The organism is Pseudochrobactrum kiredjianiae (genome assembly GCF_030362795.1).
Lineage (GTDB): Bacteria > Pseudomonadota > Alphaproteobacteria > Rhizobiales > Rhizobiaceae > Pseudochrobactrum > Pseudochrobactrum kiredjianiae.
In genome coordinates this window covers 14,126-29,726 of the sequence record NZ_JAUCBM010000014.1, presented here as the reverse complement: position 1 = coordinate 29,726, position 15,601 = coordinate 14,126, and the positions used below count along the sequence as shown (strand labels likewise).

12 protein-coding genes and 1 pseudogene are annotated in these 15,601 nt (G+C 50.2%); 5 read left to right on the top strand and 8 right to left on the bottom strand.

Annotated elements, in window-relative coordinates; all coding sequences use genetic code 11:
- From QUF18_RS17515 to QUF18_RS17505, 3 genes are read left to right on the top strand one after another with little or no spacing between them, the layout of a single operon-like run.
- On the top strand, window positions 1–954 hold the full coding sequence (locus QUF18_RS17515) for an ABC transporter ATP-binding protein (RefSeq protein WP_289388564.1): 954 nt from the start codon (window positions 1–3) through the stop codon (window positions 952–954).
- A complete protein-coding gene (locus QUF18_RS17510; protein ID WP_289388563.1) occupies window positions 951–1,925 on the top strand; it encodes an ABC transporter ATP-binding protein in 975 nt (324 codons plus the stop codon). The genes QUF18_RS17515 and QUF18_RS17510 overlap by 4 nt, the downstream gene beginning before the upstream one ends.
- 53 nt (window positions 1,926–1,978) lie before the next feature.
- The gene (locus QUF18_RS17505) at window positions 1,979–3,460 is read left to right on the top strand and encodes a M81 family metallopeptidase (RefSeq protein WP_289388562.1); all 1,482 of its coding nucleotides are present in this window, start codon (window positions 1,979–1,981) and stop codon (window positions 3,458–3,460) included.
- Window positions 3,461–3,651: 191 nt separating this feature from the next.
- On the opposite strand, the gene QUF18_RS20430 is transcribed toward QUF18_RS17505, so the two are convergent.
- Entirely contained in the window at window positions 3,652–3,837 is a 186-nt protein-coding gene (locus QUF18_RS20430; protein WP_353074549.1) for a pyridoxine 5'-phosphate oxidase C-terminal domain-containing protein, read from the bottom strand.
- Between the two features lie 424 nt (window positions 3,838–4,261).
- Window positions 4,262–7,945, bottom strand: a complete 3,684-nt coding sequence (gene putA, locus QUF18_RS17500; RefSeq protein ID WP_289388561.1) for a trifunctional transcriptional regulator/proline dehydrogenase/L-glutamate gamma-semialdehyde dehydrogenase — start codon at window positions 7,943–7,945, stop codon at window positions 4,262–4,264.
- A gap of 156 nt (window positions 7,946–8,101) precedes the next feature.
- Between putA and QUF18_RS17495 the strand changes: the two genes are divergently transcribed.
- Window positions 8,102–8,596, top strand: a complete 495-nt coding sequence (locus tag QUF18_RS17495) for an Lrp/AsnC family transcriptional regulator (protein WP_289388560.1) — start codon at window positions 8,102–8,104, stop codon at window positions 8,594–8,596.
- A 350-nt stretch (window positions 8,597–8,946) separates the two neighbouring features.
- On the opposite strand, the pseudogene QUF18_RS17490 reads toward QUF18_RS17495, so the two are convergent.
- Window positions 8,947–9,549 (bottom strand): annotated as a pseudogene (locus tag QUF18_RS17490) (IS5 family transposase); the annotation flags it as partial.
- On the opposite strand from QUF18_RS17490, the gene QUF18_RS20425 reads away from it, so the two are divergent.
- Entirely contained in the window at window positions 9,544–9,957 is a 414-nt protein-coding gene (locus QUF18_RS20425; protein WP_353074548.1) for a helix-turn-helix transcriptional regulator, read from the top strand. The pseudogene QUF18_RS17490 and the gene QUF18_RS20425 sit on opposite strands and share 6 nt — an antisense overlap.
- Before the next feature lie 666 nt (window positions 9,958–10,623).
- Here the strand turns inward: QUF18_RS20425 and QUF18_RS17480 are convergent.
- From QUF18_RS17480 to QUF18_RS17460, 5 genes are all read right to left on the bottom strand, one after another.
- A complete protein-coding gene (locus QUF18_RS17480; protein ID WP_374807225.1) occupies window positions 10,624–11,427 on the bottom strand; it encodes a hypothetical protein in 804 nt (267 codons plus the stop codon).
- A 43-nt stretch (window positions 11,428–11,470) separates the two neighbouring features.
- A complete protein-coding gene (locus QUF18_RS17475) occupies window positions 11,471–12,286 on the bottom strand; it encodes an acid phosphatase (protein WP_289388558.1) in 816 nt (271 codons plus the stop codon).
- A 53-nt stretch (window positions 12,287–12,339) separates the two neighbouring features.
- Complete coding sequence (locus QUF18_RS17470; RefSeq protein WP_289388557.1) at window positions 12,340–13,344, bottom strand: DUF1254 domain-containing protein; 1,005 nt, start codon at window positions 13,342–13,344, stop codon at window positions 12,340–12,342.
- 291 nt (window positions 13,345–13,635) lie between these two features.
- The gene (locus tag QUF18_RS17465; protein WP_289388556.1) at window positions 13,636–14,637 is read right to left on the bottom strand and encodes a helix-turn-helix transcriptional regulator; all 1,002 of its coding nucleotides are present in this window, start codon (window positions 14,635–14,637) and stop codon (window positions 13,636–13,638) included.
- A gap of 109 nt (window positions 14,638–14,746) precedes the next feature.
- On the bottom strand, window positions 14,747–15,577 hold the full coding sequence (locus QUF18_RS17460; RefSeq protein WP_289388555.1) for a transporter: 831 nt from the start codon (window positions 15,575–15,577) through the stop codon (window positions 14,747–14,749).
- Window positions 15,578–15,601 lie beyond the last annotated feature (24 nt).

The following is a 15,601-nucleotide window of genomic DNA, read 5'->3' as shown; positions in this document are numbered from 1 at the left end:
ATGCTGCTTTCCGTAGAAAAACTACAGATTGGCTTTGGTGCATTCTCGCCGGTGAAAGATGTTACAATCAGCGTGGATCGCGGTGAAATCCTTGGTCTGGTCGGTGAGTCCGGATCCGGTAAATCCCTGACAGCGACGGCTGTAATGGGATTACTGGGTTATGTTAACGGCCATGTTGCCGGTGGTCGCATCCTGTTTGACGGTGATGACATAACTGCTTTACCGGAAGCAGAAATGCGTCGCCTGCGCGGCAGGCGGATTGGTTTGATTACGCAAAATCCGATGACTTCGCTCGATCCGATGATCAGTGTCGGCAAGCAGATCGAGCAGGCGGTGCGTATGCATCTGGAACTGGGCGGCAAAGCAGCTTTGGATAAGGCTGTTGCCCTGATGCGTGATGTGCGGATACCCGATCCGAAGCGGATTTACAGGCTTTATCCGCACCAGCTATCCGGCGGTATGAAGCAGCGCATTGTCATTGCGATGGCTTTGGCCGGTGAACCTGATTTGCTGATCGCTGATGAGCCGACGACTGCCCTTGATGCGACAGTGCAGGCACAGATTATCCGCAATCTGATTGATCTGGTAAAACAGCGCGGGCTGGCAATGATCCTGATTACCCATGATATGGGCGTTGTCGCGCAAACCTGTGATCATGTCGCCGTAATGTATTGTGGTCGTATCGTTGAACGCTCTCCCGTTCGTGCGATATTTGCCGGTGCTTCCCATCCTTATACGAAAGCGCTGATCGGTTGTATTCCGCGCAGTACGATGACTGCAGGCTCTCTGACCGGTATTCCGGGAATGGTTCCAAGCACAGCTGCATTGCCTTCGGGATGCAGTTTTCACCCGCGTTGCAGTAAAACAGAGGCAGTCTGTCGTGAGTGTATTCCTGAGTTTCGACAATCCGGACAATATGGTGGCGTGGCCTGTCACAGATCGGGGGCATTATGAGCGATATAATCTCTGTTGCTAATCTCGGTCGTCGTTTCGTCACCAAGCGCTTCTTAAAGAAGAAAGAAATCTTCTCTGCCGTGCGTGATGTCAGTTTTAATGTGGAGCGTGGTGAGATTGTCGGCGTTGTTGGTGAATCCGGTTGTGGTAAGTCCACGCTGGCACGTTTGCTGCTCCGCCTGCTGGAGCCAAGCAAGGGCGCCATTAGCTTCGAAGGCAGAGATCTGGCGTCTTTTTCAAAGGGTGAGATGCGGCAATTGCGCCGGAAAATGCAGATGGTTTTTCAGGATCCGTATTCGTCAATTGATCCGCGTTTTACCGTACGCAATGCCGTATTGGAGCCCTATAAAGTACAAGGTGTTTCTGCCGGTGACACGGACAAGCGTGTTGCGGAACTTTTGAATATGGTGGGGCTGGATGCGTCTCTGGCAAACCGCTATCCGCATCAGCTTTCGGGTGGTCAGAAACAGCGGGTTGGTATTGCACGCGCATTGGCACTCAATCCTTCACTGATTGTGCTGGATGAACCAACGGCATCACTGGATGTGTCTGTTCAGGCGCAGATTATCAACCTGCTTGATGGTTTGCGGCGTGAACTTGGTCTGACCTATATTTTTATATCGCATGACTTGAATTTGGTTCGCTATTTTTGCGACCGGACAATTGTGATGTATGCGGGCCGGATTGTTGAAATGCTGCCTAAATATGCGGTGCCATCCCATCCCTACACAAAGATGCTGATGGGCAGTATGTTTGAACCTGATCCTGATAACCGGCGGGAAATTTCTAATTTAACCGGTGAAGCACCGAGTGGGTATAATTTACCCGCAGGTTGTGCTTTTGCGTCCCGTTGCCCTTTTGTGAAAGGCTTATGTCTGACGGAAGATCCGGCGCTGCAACAACTGCAGCCGGAACATCAGGTCGCTTGCCATTATAGCAAAGATATATCTATCGAGAGGCAAGCCGCCTAGCGAAACGACCAAAATTATCTGATTGTCATTGTTGTTTTAAAGGGGAGTGCACAATGAGCTATTGTGTCTTAACGGCGGAATTCGCCCATGAAACCAATACGTTTAATGTTGTTGCCACAGATTATCAGGCCTTTGTCAGGCAAGGGATGTATGAAGGAGAGGCAGCAATCAGCGCGCGTGGCAATGCCAATACAGAACTGGCAGGCTTTCTTGATCTTGCACGAAAATATAACTGGAATTTGGTGCATACAATCAGCACGGAAGCTGAGCCCGCAGGGCTGGTGACACGTGATGCGTTTGATCGGATTACGGGGAAGATTATCGATAAGGCAAAAGAGCTTGGTGATCATCTCGACGGTGTGTTGCTTGCTTTGCACGGTGCTATGGTCACAGATTTTTCGCAGGACGGCGAGGGCGAGTTGCTGGAGCGGTTACGTCAGGTTTTGCCGCGCGGGATCCCGATTGCTGTAACGCTTGATCCTCATGCTAATGTGACGGCAAAAATGTGCGAGCAGGCGGATATTCTGATCTCGTTTAAAACCTATCCTCATATTGATCTGCGTGAGACTGCACACCACGCTGGTGAATTATTACAGCAGACAATGACAGGAAAAATCGCACCTAAAACGCTGCTGGTACGCCGTCCGATGCTGGAGGAGGCGAATGCCGGTCGCACAGATATGGGGCCGATGGTTGAATGGATTGCAGAAGCGCGTGCTTATGAGAAAACAGAAGGTGCATTGGCGGTCAGTATAAATGGTGCTTTTCCCAATGCGGATATTGCGGAAGTCGGCCCGACAGTTCTGGTGACTTATAATGGTGATGCCGCGCCGCATAAGGCTTTTGCTGAACAGATTGCCGATAAAATGTGGGAGAACCGCGCGAATATTCTGAACAAATTCTATACGCCGGAAGAGGCGGCGCATTTGGCAAAGACATACGAGGGAGAACGGCCGCTGATTATTGCGGAATATGCAGATAATCCCGGAGCAGGTGGTTATGGTGATGCGACGGCACTGCTGAAAGCACTGTTGGATGCCAAAATTACCAATGCTTGCTTTGCGCCGATGGTTGATCCGGAGATCGCTGCATTGCTCACGCGTTCTGCGGTTGGAGATGTCGTCTCTTTGTCATTAGGTGGTAAGATGGATCCGCGTTTTGGTGGAGCACCATTGCAAATCAGCGCAAAGCTGCTGCATCTGAGTGACGGAAAACTGATAGGAACCGGTGCTCAGCTCGGAGGGCTTGAATTTAGTTTCGGGCCAACGGCTGTCATTGATGTTGACGGTATCCTCGTGCTGGTTGTGAGTGAAAGGTCACAATTGCTGGATCAGCAGCAGTTCCGTGCTTTTGGTATCGAACCGACCGCGCACAAGATTGTGGTTGTGAAGTCTATGCAGCATTTTCGTGCTGATTTTGAACAGATTGCCGGACAGATCATTGTCTGTGACAGTGGTGCGCTCTGTACTATGGATTATGCGAAAATTCCGTACCGCAATGTTCCGCGTCCGATCTATCCGCTGGATCAGATCTGATACCGTGACACTGCTCTTAACAACATACAGGCGTTCAGATGAGCCGCATGAGACAGTCCTGGACTGCATGCCCCGGAATGTCATATCCAGTGCCTGATCTGTGTACTCCGGGTTAGATCGTAGCTGATTTAAACCAGTTACGGTCTTTCATGATTTGACGCAGACTTGTTAATTTTTGAGCTCAGCCCTTGTTATGGCCATAAACGAACCGTCTTCCATAGCAACGGATTTACAGTGGCATCATAGCACGGGCGCTTATGAGCGCGGTCTGCAGCGCCTTGCAAAAATTCAACTCTGTCAGGATTAACCGCATAGACCTGCCAGACTTCTGAGACATGCCGGGGATTATTGATCAGAAAGAGTTCTGCCTCATGCAATTATTGTTTCAGCCCCTGATCACTCGCTAAGAGTTCACTCTGTTTACTCGCAATGGCGCTGATACGGGAACCGATTGGCCGATCCAGAAAATCTCCTGCGTATTCTTCCATCGAGAGCAAATTTACCGTCCTGCACGACCGATGTGGAAGATCTGCTAGCTGAGCGTGGCGTGACTATACTGCGGAAATGCCCGCTTGAAAACCACAGCCGCGAACTGCTCGAAGCTGTAATAAAACAACTTGGAAATGCCCCTTCCAGATCCTAGCGTGCCGTTGTTACATGAAGGCGAGTGAGTATTGTTTTCCACCCAGAAGTGAGCTGGCATAAAACTGGAGCAACACTGGTCTGACAACCCATCCGCTTTCATTCCCAAATGAAAAAGCGGCCCGTAGGCCGCCTTTCAAATTCATATCACAATGATAATCAGCCGATTGCCATCAAGCTGGCGTTACCGCCTGCCGCCGTGGTGTTGACCGAAGTTGAGACTTCTTCCAACAACCAGTTGAGGCAATAGGCTTCTGCGTTGGTAGCTAGCTCTTCCGAAGATGCTGCCTGTGTCAGAACCAATGGTCCCGGCAGTCCTGCGATCTTCTGATTGACCTCAACGATACGGGCACTGTCACCTTCAACGAGCGCACCGGCAAATGGTGCATCCGCCTGCCAGTCCTTCGACCAGACCACACGCGATGCAACGCTTGTTGGTAGGTCCTTCAACACTGAGCGTAGACCTGAAGTCTCATCAATGACCACGCTGTTGCCGGTAGCAAGTGCGGCGGTCAGTTGGCGATAAAGACCGGTTTCAGTCTGTGGTACCAGAAGGATGCGACCACGCGGATGCAGTGCATAGACGTTGCGTTCGCCAACAGGGCCAGCCAGTTCGAGATTGAGGCCAAGCGCCGAGGCACTGCCGGTTTCACGCGCTGCCTGTGCCAGATCGTTCATACCGCGAAGACCAAGCCACTTGGCAAATTCGGTCAAAGCTGTATCGCTATGAACGGACGAATGACGCGGCGGGATCGGTGCCGTTTCAACCAGACGACCCAGATAGAGCGGTCCGCCAGCCTTTGGACCCGTACCGGACAGGCCACGACCACCGAATGGCTGCACGCCAACCACAGCACCAATGACGTTGCGGTTGATGTAGAGATTGCCAACGCGGATACGATCCGCAACATGGGCAATCGTTTCATCAAGGCGCGTATGGAGACCAAAGGTCAGGCCATAGCCGGTCGCATTGATATCGTCGATCAGACGATCCATGTCGGGACGTTTGTAACGCACCACATGCAGAACCGGACCAAAGACTTCACGTTTGAGATCACTCAAGCTGTTGATTTCGATAATAGTCGGCGCAACGAAAGTACCGTTCTGCGCTCCATCGCCGAGCGGAAGCTGCTCGACCTTGCGACCAAGATTACGCATACCTTCAATGTGCTTTTCGATGATATCCTTGGCTTCTTCGGTGATGACTGGGCCGATATCCACTTTCAGCTTGTCGGTGCGACCAATGGAAAGCTCCTTGAGTGCACCCTTGAGCATGGTGAGAATGCGGTCGGCAACGTCTTCCTGCAAGCATAGAACACGCAGAGCCGAGCACCGCTGACCAGCACTGTCGAAGGCCGAGGCGATGACGTCGAACACAACCTGCTCAGCCAAAGCCGAGGAGTCGACGATCATAGCGTTCTGGCCGCCGGTTTCAGCGATCAGCGGGATTGGCTTACCATTTGACAGCAGGCGCGATGCAAGCTGCGCCTGAATGAGGCGTGCCACTTCGGTCGAACCGGTGAACATCACGCCACAGGTTTCCGAAGCTGCAACAAGAGCCGCACCAACACGGCCATCACCCGGAAGCAGTTGCAGCGCATCCGCAGGAATACCTGCTTCATGCAGAATGCGGATGCCCTGCGCAGCAATCAGCGGGGTTTCTTCGGCTGGTTTTGCCAGAACCGGATTGCCAGCAACGAGTGCTGCCGCTATCTGACCGGCAAAAATTGCCAGCGGGAAGTTCCAAGGGCTGATGCAGACAATCGGGCCTAGCGCTTTATGCCCAACGCCCAATGTGCGGCGGGTCTGCTCTGCATAATAACGCAGGAAGTCGATGGCTTCACGCACTTCAGCGATAGCGTTTGGCATGGACTTACCAGCTTCACGCATGATCAGACCAAGCAATGCAGGCATATCGCGCTGCATGATATCGGCGGCACGTTCAAGACAAGCGGCACGTTCAGCAGGTGACACTGCTGACCATGTTGCAGTCGCCTTGCTTGCAATCTGCATTGCCTTAGCGACATCCGTTTCCGATGCTTCAACGACTGAGCCCACAACATCATTGCGGTCGCCGGGGTTGAGAACCGGACGGCCTGCACCTGATGGCTTAAGTCCTGCAATCTTCGGCTCGGAAGTCCATGCACGCGATGCGGTTTCTTTCAGAACTTTGCTCAGTTCCGCCAGTGTCACTTCGTTGGAGAGATCGAAACCAGCCGAGTTCTGACGAGCGCCATAAAGGCCTTCCGGCAGCGCAATCTGGTCATGACGCGCACCAACAACCGCCATGGAACGCACGACTTCTGCCGGATCGGCAATCAAATCATCAACGGAAACGCTCTTATCGCCAATGCGATTGACGAAAGACGAGTTCGCGCCGTTTTCGAGCAAGCGGCGAACGAGGTATGCGAGCAGCGTTTCATGCGTACCAACGGGCGCATAAATACGAGCCGGACGGCCAAGCTTTGACGGGCCGACAACTTCGTCATAAAGCGGTTCACCCATGCCATGCAGGCATTGGAACTCATACTGGCCGGTTTTGAAATCAGTGCCTGCAAGATGATAAATGGTTGCAAGCGTCTGCGCATTATGGGTTGCGAATTGCGGGAAGATCACATCGGTCGCGGCCAGCAGTTTGCGGGCACAAGCGATGTAAGAAACATCGGTGTGAACCTTGCGCGTATAGACCGGGAAGTCTTCCAGACCATCGACCTGCGCGCGCTTAATTTCCGCATCCCAGTAAGCGCCCTTAACGAGGCGAACCATGACGCGGTGATTGTTGCGGCGGGCAAGATCGATAATGAAATCAAGCACAAACGGGCAGCGTTTGCCATAGGCCTGCACAACGAAGCCCATGCCTTCCCAGTCTGCAAGATCAGGATCTTCGCAAAGGCCCTGCAACAGGTCGAGTGACAGTTCCAGACGATCGGCTTCTTCAGCATCGATATTCAGGCCGATATTGTACTTCTTAGAAAGCGCAGCAAGCGCCTTCACCTTAGGCAGAAGCTCGTCCATAACACGCGCGCTCTGCGCACGAACATAACGTGGGTGCAGCGCGGAAAGCTTGATGGAAATGCCGGGGCCGTCATAGATTCCACGGCCTGCCGATGCACGGCCAATAGCGTGGATCGCAGTTTCGTAATCCTTGTAATAGCGTTCGGCATCGGCAGCGGTGGTCGCTGCTTCACCCAGCATATCGTAGGAATAGCGGAAGCCGCGTTCTTCAAGTGACTTGGCGCGCTTCAGCGCTTCATCAATGGTTTCGCCGGTGACGAATTGCTCGCCCATCATGCGCATGGCCATATCGACGCCGCGACGGATAACCGGTTCGCCGCAACGGGCGATCAGACGGGTCAGTGCAGCCGAAAGGCCACGATCATTGACGGTACCGGTCAACTTGCCGGTAACAACGAGACCCCATGTGGCCGCATTAACGAACAGCGAACGACCACCGCCAACATGGGACTTCCAATCGCCGTTGGAAACCTTATCGCGGATCAGCGCGTCACGCGTTGCTGTATCAGGAATACGCAACAGAGCCTCAGCAAGGCACATCAGTGCCACGCCTTCCTGGCTCGACAGCGAATATTCATGCACCAGGCCTTCAACGCCCGTGCCTTTGTGCTTGGCACGTAAGGCTTCGATCAGCTTGCGTGCGGTCGCGCGGATTTGCTTGCCCGTATCTTCAGGCAAGGTTGCCTGTTCGACCAAAGCCGTCACACATTCCTGTTCGGAACGGCGATAGGCGGCAGTGATAATCTGGCGAAGTTCGCTTTGTTCGCGTACTGGCGGTGCAAAGCTTTCAAAGACGGAAACCTTGGGGACTGAAGACATGTCGTTCATGGATATGGCTCTCAAAAGAAACTGCACCGGATCTTCTCCGAATGCGATCATTTAAATTGTGTGCACATTAACATTGGTATAAATACCATTCTGCCTTCATTTCACGAAATTTTAGGCAATATAATCTTATTATTGAACCATTTGAAGGCTATGCGTATGCAAAAAATTGAATCTTTAGACGATTTGGATCAATTTGATCGCCGTATCCTCGAAGTCCTGAGCGAAGACGGGCGAATTGCAGTTACGGAGCTGGCGAAAAAAGTCGGTCTTTCCAAGACGCCCTGCCAGGCAAGACTGAAAAGGCTCGTCTCTGAAGGCTATATTCTGGGATTTCGTGCTGCCATTGATCCCGAAAAGCTTGGCTTTGATCATATCGCTTTTACGACCGTCAAATTATCGGACACGCGCGAGGCTGCGTTGCAGGCCTTTAACATTGCTGTGCGCAAGATACGCGAAGTCGAGGAATGCCATATGATTGCAAGCTCTTTCGACTATCTCCTCAAGGTACGCACTTCCAATATACGGCGCTATCGCGAGGTATTGGGAGAGAAAATTTCCAGTCTCCCCAATGTAGCAAGTACCTCGACATTCGTGGTGATGGAATCGGTGAAAGATAATCGCCCGGTGAGAGTCTATCCGGGCGCTTTATAAGTGTGAATAATCAGCGGAAAAGTCCCCTATCTCTGATGGCAACCAAAATAGGAAAAGTGCCCTTAGCCCAGTGGGCATTGCCAAGCTGTATCAGCTTGGGGTTTTCGGTATCGATGTGACATGAAATTACCAAGTTCTTTTCCCCAGTTGAAGGGGCGCGCTTTCCACGTGAGATTGTCTCTTATGCAGTATGAGCCTATCACCGGTTTGCGCTGAGCATGGCCGATGTGGAGGTTCTGCTGACTGATTATGACTTATCACGGTGATCGTTTCAACTGTCCGCAGGTACAGAATGTCTGTGATACGCCGAGCAGGATATTGAAGACGGCGGTGTTTAGGCTCAGGAATCATTACGAGCCGAGCCAGAACATGATGGGGCATCGATCATAACGCGTAGCTATTCTGCTCCAGTCTTTCAGCCGTCCGAACATTATCTCGATACGATTGCGCAGCTTATATCGTCGTTTATTATATTTGATTGGCTTGTTACGGTTCTTGCGTCCGGGGATATATGCCCTTATCCCTTTGTCTTTCAATTACTTTCTAAACCAGTCTGCATAGTAACCTCTGTCCGCAAGATGCCAGTGCGCGTTCGGTAGAGTGTCCAACAGGACTGCCGCGCCCGTGTAGTCACTGACTTGTCCAGCAGTGAGATGAAACCGTATTGGTCGACCTTTTGTATCGCTCACAGCATGCAGTTTAATATTCATTCCACCTTTCGTCCGACCAAACAGACGTCAATCTCCCTTTTTTACTCGTAAGCTGGAAGCTGTACGATGTGCCTTCAAGTAAGTCATAACAGTCATAACAGTCTTACCAGCGGCAGATTTTGAAGATAACACTTCTATGATCCGAGCGAATACGCCCTTATGGCACTACCGTAAGCCATTGCGAATAATAAATATAATTCCGCTTATAACACGTCGGTCATTAACACGTGGACGACCATGGCTAAGCTCTCTGTTGCCGAAGTCTTTGCGTTGCTCGTCAGTGTTGCATCAATGCGCGCTGCTGGGAATTTACCTTTTGCCAGGCTCGCTGATACCGGGCTTGCTAAGATCGAGAAGGCTTTGCCTCCGGACAAGATACGCGAGTTGCGCCGATTTCTGGATTGTTTTTATGTCGGACAGCTTTCGCCTATGGTGGATATATCGGATTTAGCGGCGATGGATCACGAACTGCTGCCCGCATTCGAGACAGCTTTTCTACAACGACAAACTCTGCGTTTCCAATACCGTGGTGCAAAAGGCGTGGTAACCATCCGAAATGTCGAGCCGCAGGCCATGTTGATATTACCACCACTATGGTATTTAGTAGCTTGGGATCCTACGCGCGACGCTTTCCGAGATTTATCACGCTGAAATTCGCCAGAATAACAGCAGACCGATAGCATCTGATGACCAAAAACAGATGATTATGCTTTATGGGTGGGCATAGTGCCGTCGGATTAACGCGAATATACTTTAATTTTAAGCGATAACGACTAAATCTCGATCGAGAGTAAATGTTGGTATCGTTGGGTGCGCGCCCCCGCAACCATCAAAAACGACACTCTGATGAGATTGCTTTTTCGAGTTTTTTAGCTTTCTTAGTGTATTGCGATCCTATCACTGCAGAATGGTGGTTTATCATCCATATACTAGTAAAGCGCTGATATTGATTTATGTGCTTTATACACCGCACTGTCTGAAAGCGACGTTTTATGTATTAAGACTGTTTCGCTAAGATAGTGCTTGTAGATGAATTGCCGCTTCACGAAGCAGACATAGTCAGAATAAAACACTGGTAGTTGGAGTGGGATCAGTAAGCGCTTTTGACAGTACCCATTTCATTTCTGGCGCCGAGAAACTGACTATCAGTAATTGGCCTTATTTTTGAATTCAGCTATGATACCACATGTAAGAAGATAATTTTCCGCCTAATATATGTAGTTTCAAGTTTATGAAATGAGTGTTTTCAAGTATAGTAAATATGTGTTCTTATTTAGTTGCAGTCTAATGCTAGCTGATTTCGACAGTTTTAAAAAATTAGAAGTGAAATACCATTCCTAATATCGGGCCTTTTTGTACAACATCATAGACAAAGCCATCGTGACTGTAATCAACACCGAGCGCACGGTACCCTGCGACGACCGACAAGTTATCCTTGATTTGATAACCGAGTGTTCCGGCCACATCCCAGTCGATTTTAGCCTGACCGGCGCCGACAATACCCCAACCGCTGAAGTAGAAATCATCAGTAAAAAAGTATTTTGCTTTTAAGCCTGCCACAGCATCAACCCATGCTGCACTGTCGCGTCCGCTGTGACCACCGAATAATCCGCCGTCAAAAGCAATTTTTGTGCTCGCATACCAAACGCGTGTTCCTGCAACGGCATCAAGGCGGCTTTTATCGTCTTCAAGCAGGCTATAGCCAGCGCCGAAAAGACCTGAAAATGCCTCAGAACGAATATCAACACTGTTGCTCAATACTCCGTAAGGTGTTTCGCCTTCTGTCGATATTTTTGTATAGATAATATCGCTGAACACGCTGTAGCGATCATAATGTCCCTCAACGACACCCATGAATGAGAAGTCCAGCTCCTTTAGCAGGCTGCCAAAGTCTGATTTCATTTTCACAGGCGGCAGTCCGAACTGTCCGGCAGTTCCGCTCATGCCCGCTGCCCAGAAATAAGGGCTTGCACTAAACCGCCATTCGTCAGGTTTAATGTTTTGCTTTTCAAATTCAGCAGTGACCGGTGCTGCCGGAATATCTGCGGCAACAGCCACATATTGCTGACCCAACAGTGCAACCAGTGATAAAGCGAATAGCCTGTAGTGAAACATCTTCATTCCCCCTGAATGCACAATCAGGCCGTTCATTTGCGAAAAATTTTTAGTGCTCTGACTCTGAAAGCACTTTGTTTTCCGCAATACAGTCTTGAACCGGAGCACTCGCTGTCTCCAGCTCGTTACGAGCGCCCTGAATATCGGCAAGAAACTCAGGATTGCTGTGTAATCTGGCTACCGTAGCGGCAGCCATAATGCGGCCTGCATCAACATCGCTTTGCCAATGCGCATTACAAATCACCCGGCTTTGTCCAAATGACAGGCCACGTTTTAGCAACGCATCGGTTCGTTTTGGATTGACTTCTGCCAGTGTGAGCGCCCAAGCCCAGCCTGCTGCGGTGTGTCCTGACGGATATGATCCATCATGGCGCAACACATCTTCTTCGTCTGGCTGACAAGTGCCTTCATTATGCACAACGAAAGGGCGGGTTCTGTTATATTTGTTTTTAACGCCATAGGTTGAAAGCCCCGCATCCGTCAGAACTCTCCCCATCAGGCGGTAAATATGCGGTGTTTTCTCTTCGCTGATATCCACGCCCATCGCGCAGGAGAAATTCTTTGCTGGCTGAGGAAATTGCAAATCTGCATCTGTACGCGCGAGATCCCAACGCGCTTTACCGCGAAGCGGAATTGTTGCTTCTCTTGCGGCCTCGTCACGCGCCAGTGCGGCACTCCCGTTTGCCGGGGGAGCGCCCAGCAAAACAAGACTGTCCGGCAAATCACTTGTCTGCAAATATCCCGGTGTCAGATAGAAATGAGGGTCTGTTACCTTCGGCGCTGGCGCGGTTTCCGCCAGAGTTATATTTGGGGCAGACAAAGACATGGCCGTAAATACGACGACCTGACAGATCTTTGAAGGCATTTTATGTTCCTCGAATGGTGGGGCCGGATAGCTTCTGTGTTTGCCGGTTAAGCTTAATTAAGGGGCTTTGCTTCCGGAAGCTTCCACTCACCGCTCACCAAAACCGGATCAGGACGATACAGCCGAACTGTATAATTCCATCCGTCAACAACCGGCAGACAATTGACGATCTTACCGTCACAGCCGCCAAACTGAACCGCGACTGATCCGTCAGTACTCTTTTTTGCGGTCAGATTGTTGATCGAATAAGCATTATAGGCATTCTTCTCAAAGAAGCCTTTTGCATTGTAAACGCTGATCGACCAGAAAGCCTTCACAGGCACATCATTCGGTATCGTGAGCGTGTAGACGGTTTTGCCGTTGTTTTTCTCAGGTGTATAGCTCGGATAGAGAGCATCGTTTTCGGGAATGCCGCCCCAACCGGAAGCCGTTCCGATCAGATGATGAACCGGCTCAACCTGATCCCGCTTCCCAAAGGAACCCTGATAAGAAGTTTGGTGCTTTGCAAGGGTCAGCAATGCGTTGCGGATGTCTGTAAGGCTTTCATCGTCCCAGTTCGGGAGCTCAAGCTTACCTATGTCTTTCTGCTCGACTTTGATGGCATCCTGAAGCTTGTGAACTTCATCCAGATCTTTCGGGTCATTCGGGTCTACCAGTGTGCGGATAGCGGCAAATACATAGCGGGTGCCTACAGATTCCTGCGTCAGTATCACCGGTTCTGTGCCATAGGCGACAACCGGCAAATAATGGTCCTGATCAACAATCATCATCGACATATAGCGTTTGCCGGTATCCGGCAGGGTGAGTGTTACCGGTCCGCCGGCGAGATCAAAGACACCAAAGGAATAGAGTGTGTCCCTGTTCATGCGGATGACGGTTTGTGCATCAATGGCTACCGGCTCGCGGGAATGCTGAAATTTACCAAGACTGCCAATGAGTTTGGCATTGGCAGTGAGATAGTGATCCGTTTCTGCGCGAATGAAATTCTCAACGGTGACAGGGACTTTATCACCCGATGTTTCGGCATATGCACTGCTCGTCAACAGGGTCGCAGTCATTGCTAAACTCATTCCAAAGGAGCGAAACATGGATATACCTCTTCATTTAATTTGATTAACGAGCCGTGCTATCTGCTTAGGAAAACACGAAACATGCAAACACCGACAAGCCGGATAATGGCCAGCCGATCAGGCAGGCCGGTTGACAGGCTATATTCGGATTATTGTTAGCAGAAGTGCATGGCTAATCTTGCCATTTTACGCCAACCTTAATTAAGCGGCGCCCTGTTCTATGCTTGTACACAACAGGCGAATGACAATGAGTGCTTTGAAAATGTTCAGATGAACTACTTAATTTTGTTGTGATTGTTCACGGAACTGCCTTGGTGTGGTCCCTGCAATCCGCCGAAATGCGCGGCTAAAATGTGCAGGGTCGGAATATCCGGACGCAAAAGCAATATCAATTATTTTGGCATCTGTCTCACGTAGCAGCGCGCTTGAGCGCTCAAATTTTATGGTATCGAGTATATCCGAATACACGAAATCAACACTTGAGAGTTTGCGCTGGAAAGTGCGCGGACTGACCCCCGCCATCTCTGCTACCTGAGCGAGTGTCGGAATGCCACCATCCAGATAGGAAGGCAGCATCAGTTTCAGGGTTTCTACAATCTCATAGCCGGAAGGTTCATCTTCAGGGGTATGGCAGGGGGAGTATAGGGCGTTTGCATGATAGGGGAGGCTGAGGCAGGAATTCGGTATACTGATCCAGGAAGCATGTTGTTCTGAGAGAAATTGCACATTTGGCCAGCAGGATTGTGTCGCCACGCTCGGAGTGTAACCGGCTTCAAAAGCCATAACTGGTGGCATCCAGCCCGCTCCTGTAAACTGCCGCGCAATATAAACAGAGAAAACATTTTGCAGCCATTGCGCGTGTTTTAAATATGCATGATTGCCGGGCAAAGTAATTCTGTTGCAAACCCGTATGTGATCCTGATCATACTCGATCCACATGCTAAGCATTGAATCTTCGCGTGATGCCCAATAACAAGCATGACGCAAAGCCACGAGCAATGTTGGTGAATGGGCAACCAGAGCCTTCGTTCTTTCCCGCAAATGAGAAAAGTGTAAGCGCTGTCCTGCCAGGAAGCTAAAATCATCCAGATCCTGAGACTTTTGCGCAGCCTCTATAAAGCTGAGTGCAGGCAATAGCGGGATGTAGAAACTACTCTTTTCATTCAGATTCAGCGGAAGCCGGAATTTCTCTAAAAGTGAACCGGATGGGGCACCAATCTCATCCAGAATCCCTACAAAAGGAAGAAGAAACAAACTTCGCGTTATAGGGATGGTTGCCATTGCATCTTACCCGATCAGATGGTTGATGCCTTACCTTGCCAAAGTCTCAGGAAAATTACAACTTGTTGAAATGGCGGGACATTGTCGTGCTATGAATAGATCCGGCCGTTTATTCGGGAAACATAAATGTCAGGGTCGTGCGTAATCCCCATTTTGCACTGCCCTCAGGGCCGTCAGCATAATAACGCCCGCCTACCTGAATACTCATAGCTTGATCTTTAATTTTGAAAACCTGTGTAGCATCCAGATTAATCGGCAATGTCCATTGGCTGGCTTCCCAATTGTATGTTGAATCAAGACTGAGCGATACGGATCTTCCATGTCCCAAATTGTAGGAAACAAATGGCTGAAGCATTGTGGAACTAATATCCTGCCTGTTCGAAGAGCCTGAAACTGACCAAATATGATTACCCAGAGCCCCGACTGTCCAGTCATGTCGCTGGATTAAAGCGACAGCAGTTGGTCCTAACCCGAGTTTTCCGCCGCCCAGATAATCATCGGTTGCAGTTGGCAGAAGAAAGACAGGGCCAGCACCCCAGATTATCCCGCTGGGGGCGCTTTGTTTCGGAGACAGGAAAAAGCTGGCATTAATATCACCCAAACCTGAAACGCTTCCGTCCGGCATATAATCCCGATAGGCGATCGGAATAATCGTACGTGAAATAATGTTCCAGTTTTCGTTCAAACTGAACGGGATGACAGGTTGAATGTTAAGGCTGTAGGCAAACCCTTTCTGATCAGGGCCGGCTCTGAAGTCAAGATTGTTTTGAAAAGGAACGCTGATCAGCCTTGCCAGCGGATTGGCCAGTTGCTGTGATAAATCCTCAGCAGAAGGTTCAGACCACGCTGTATTCGCGTTTAGAGCAAGGAAGAGTGCTAATGATAAAGTGCGGATATATGGCTTTTTAAACTTATAGACCAGACTATTTGTACGCACCATTTTCAAGACCTCCCGATAAGTAAC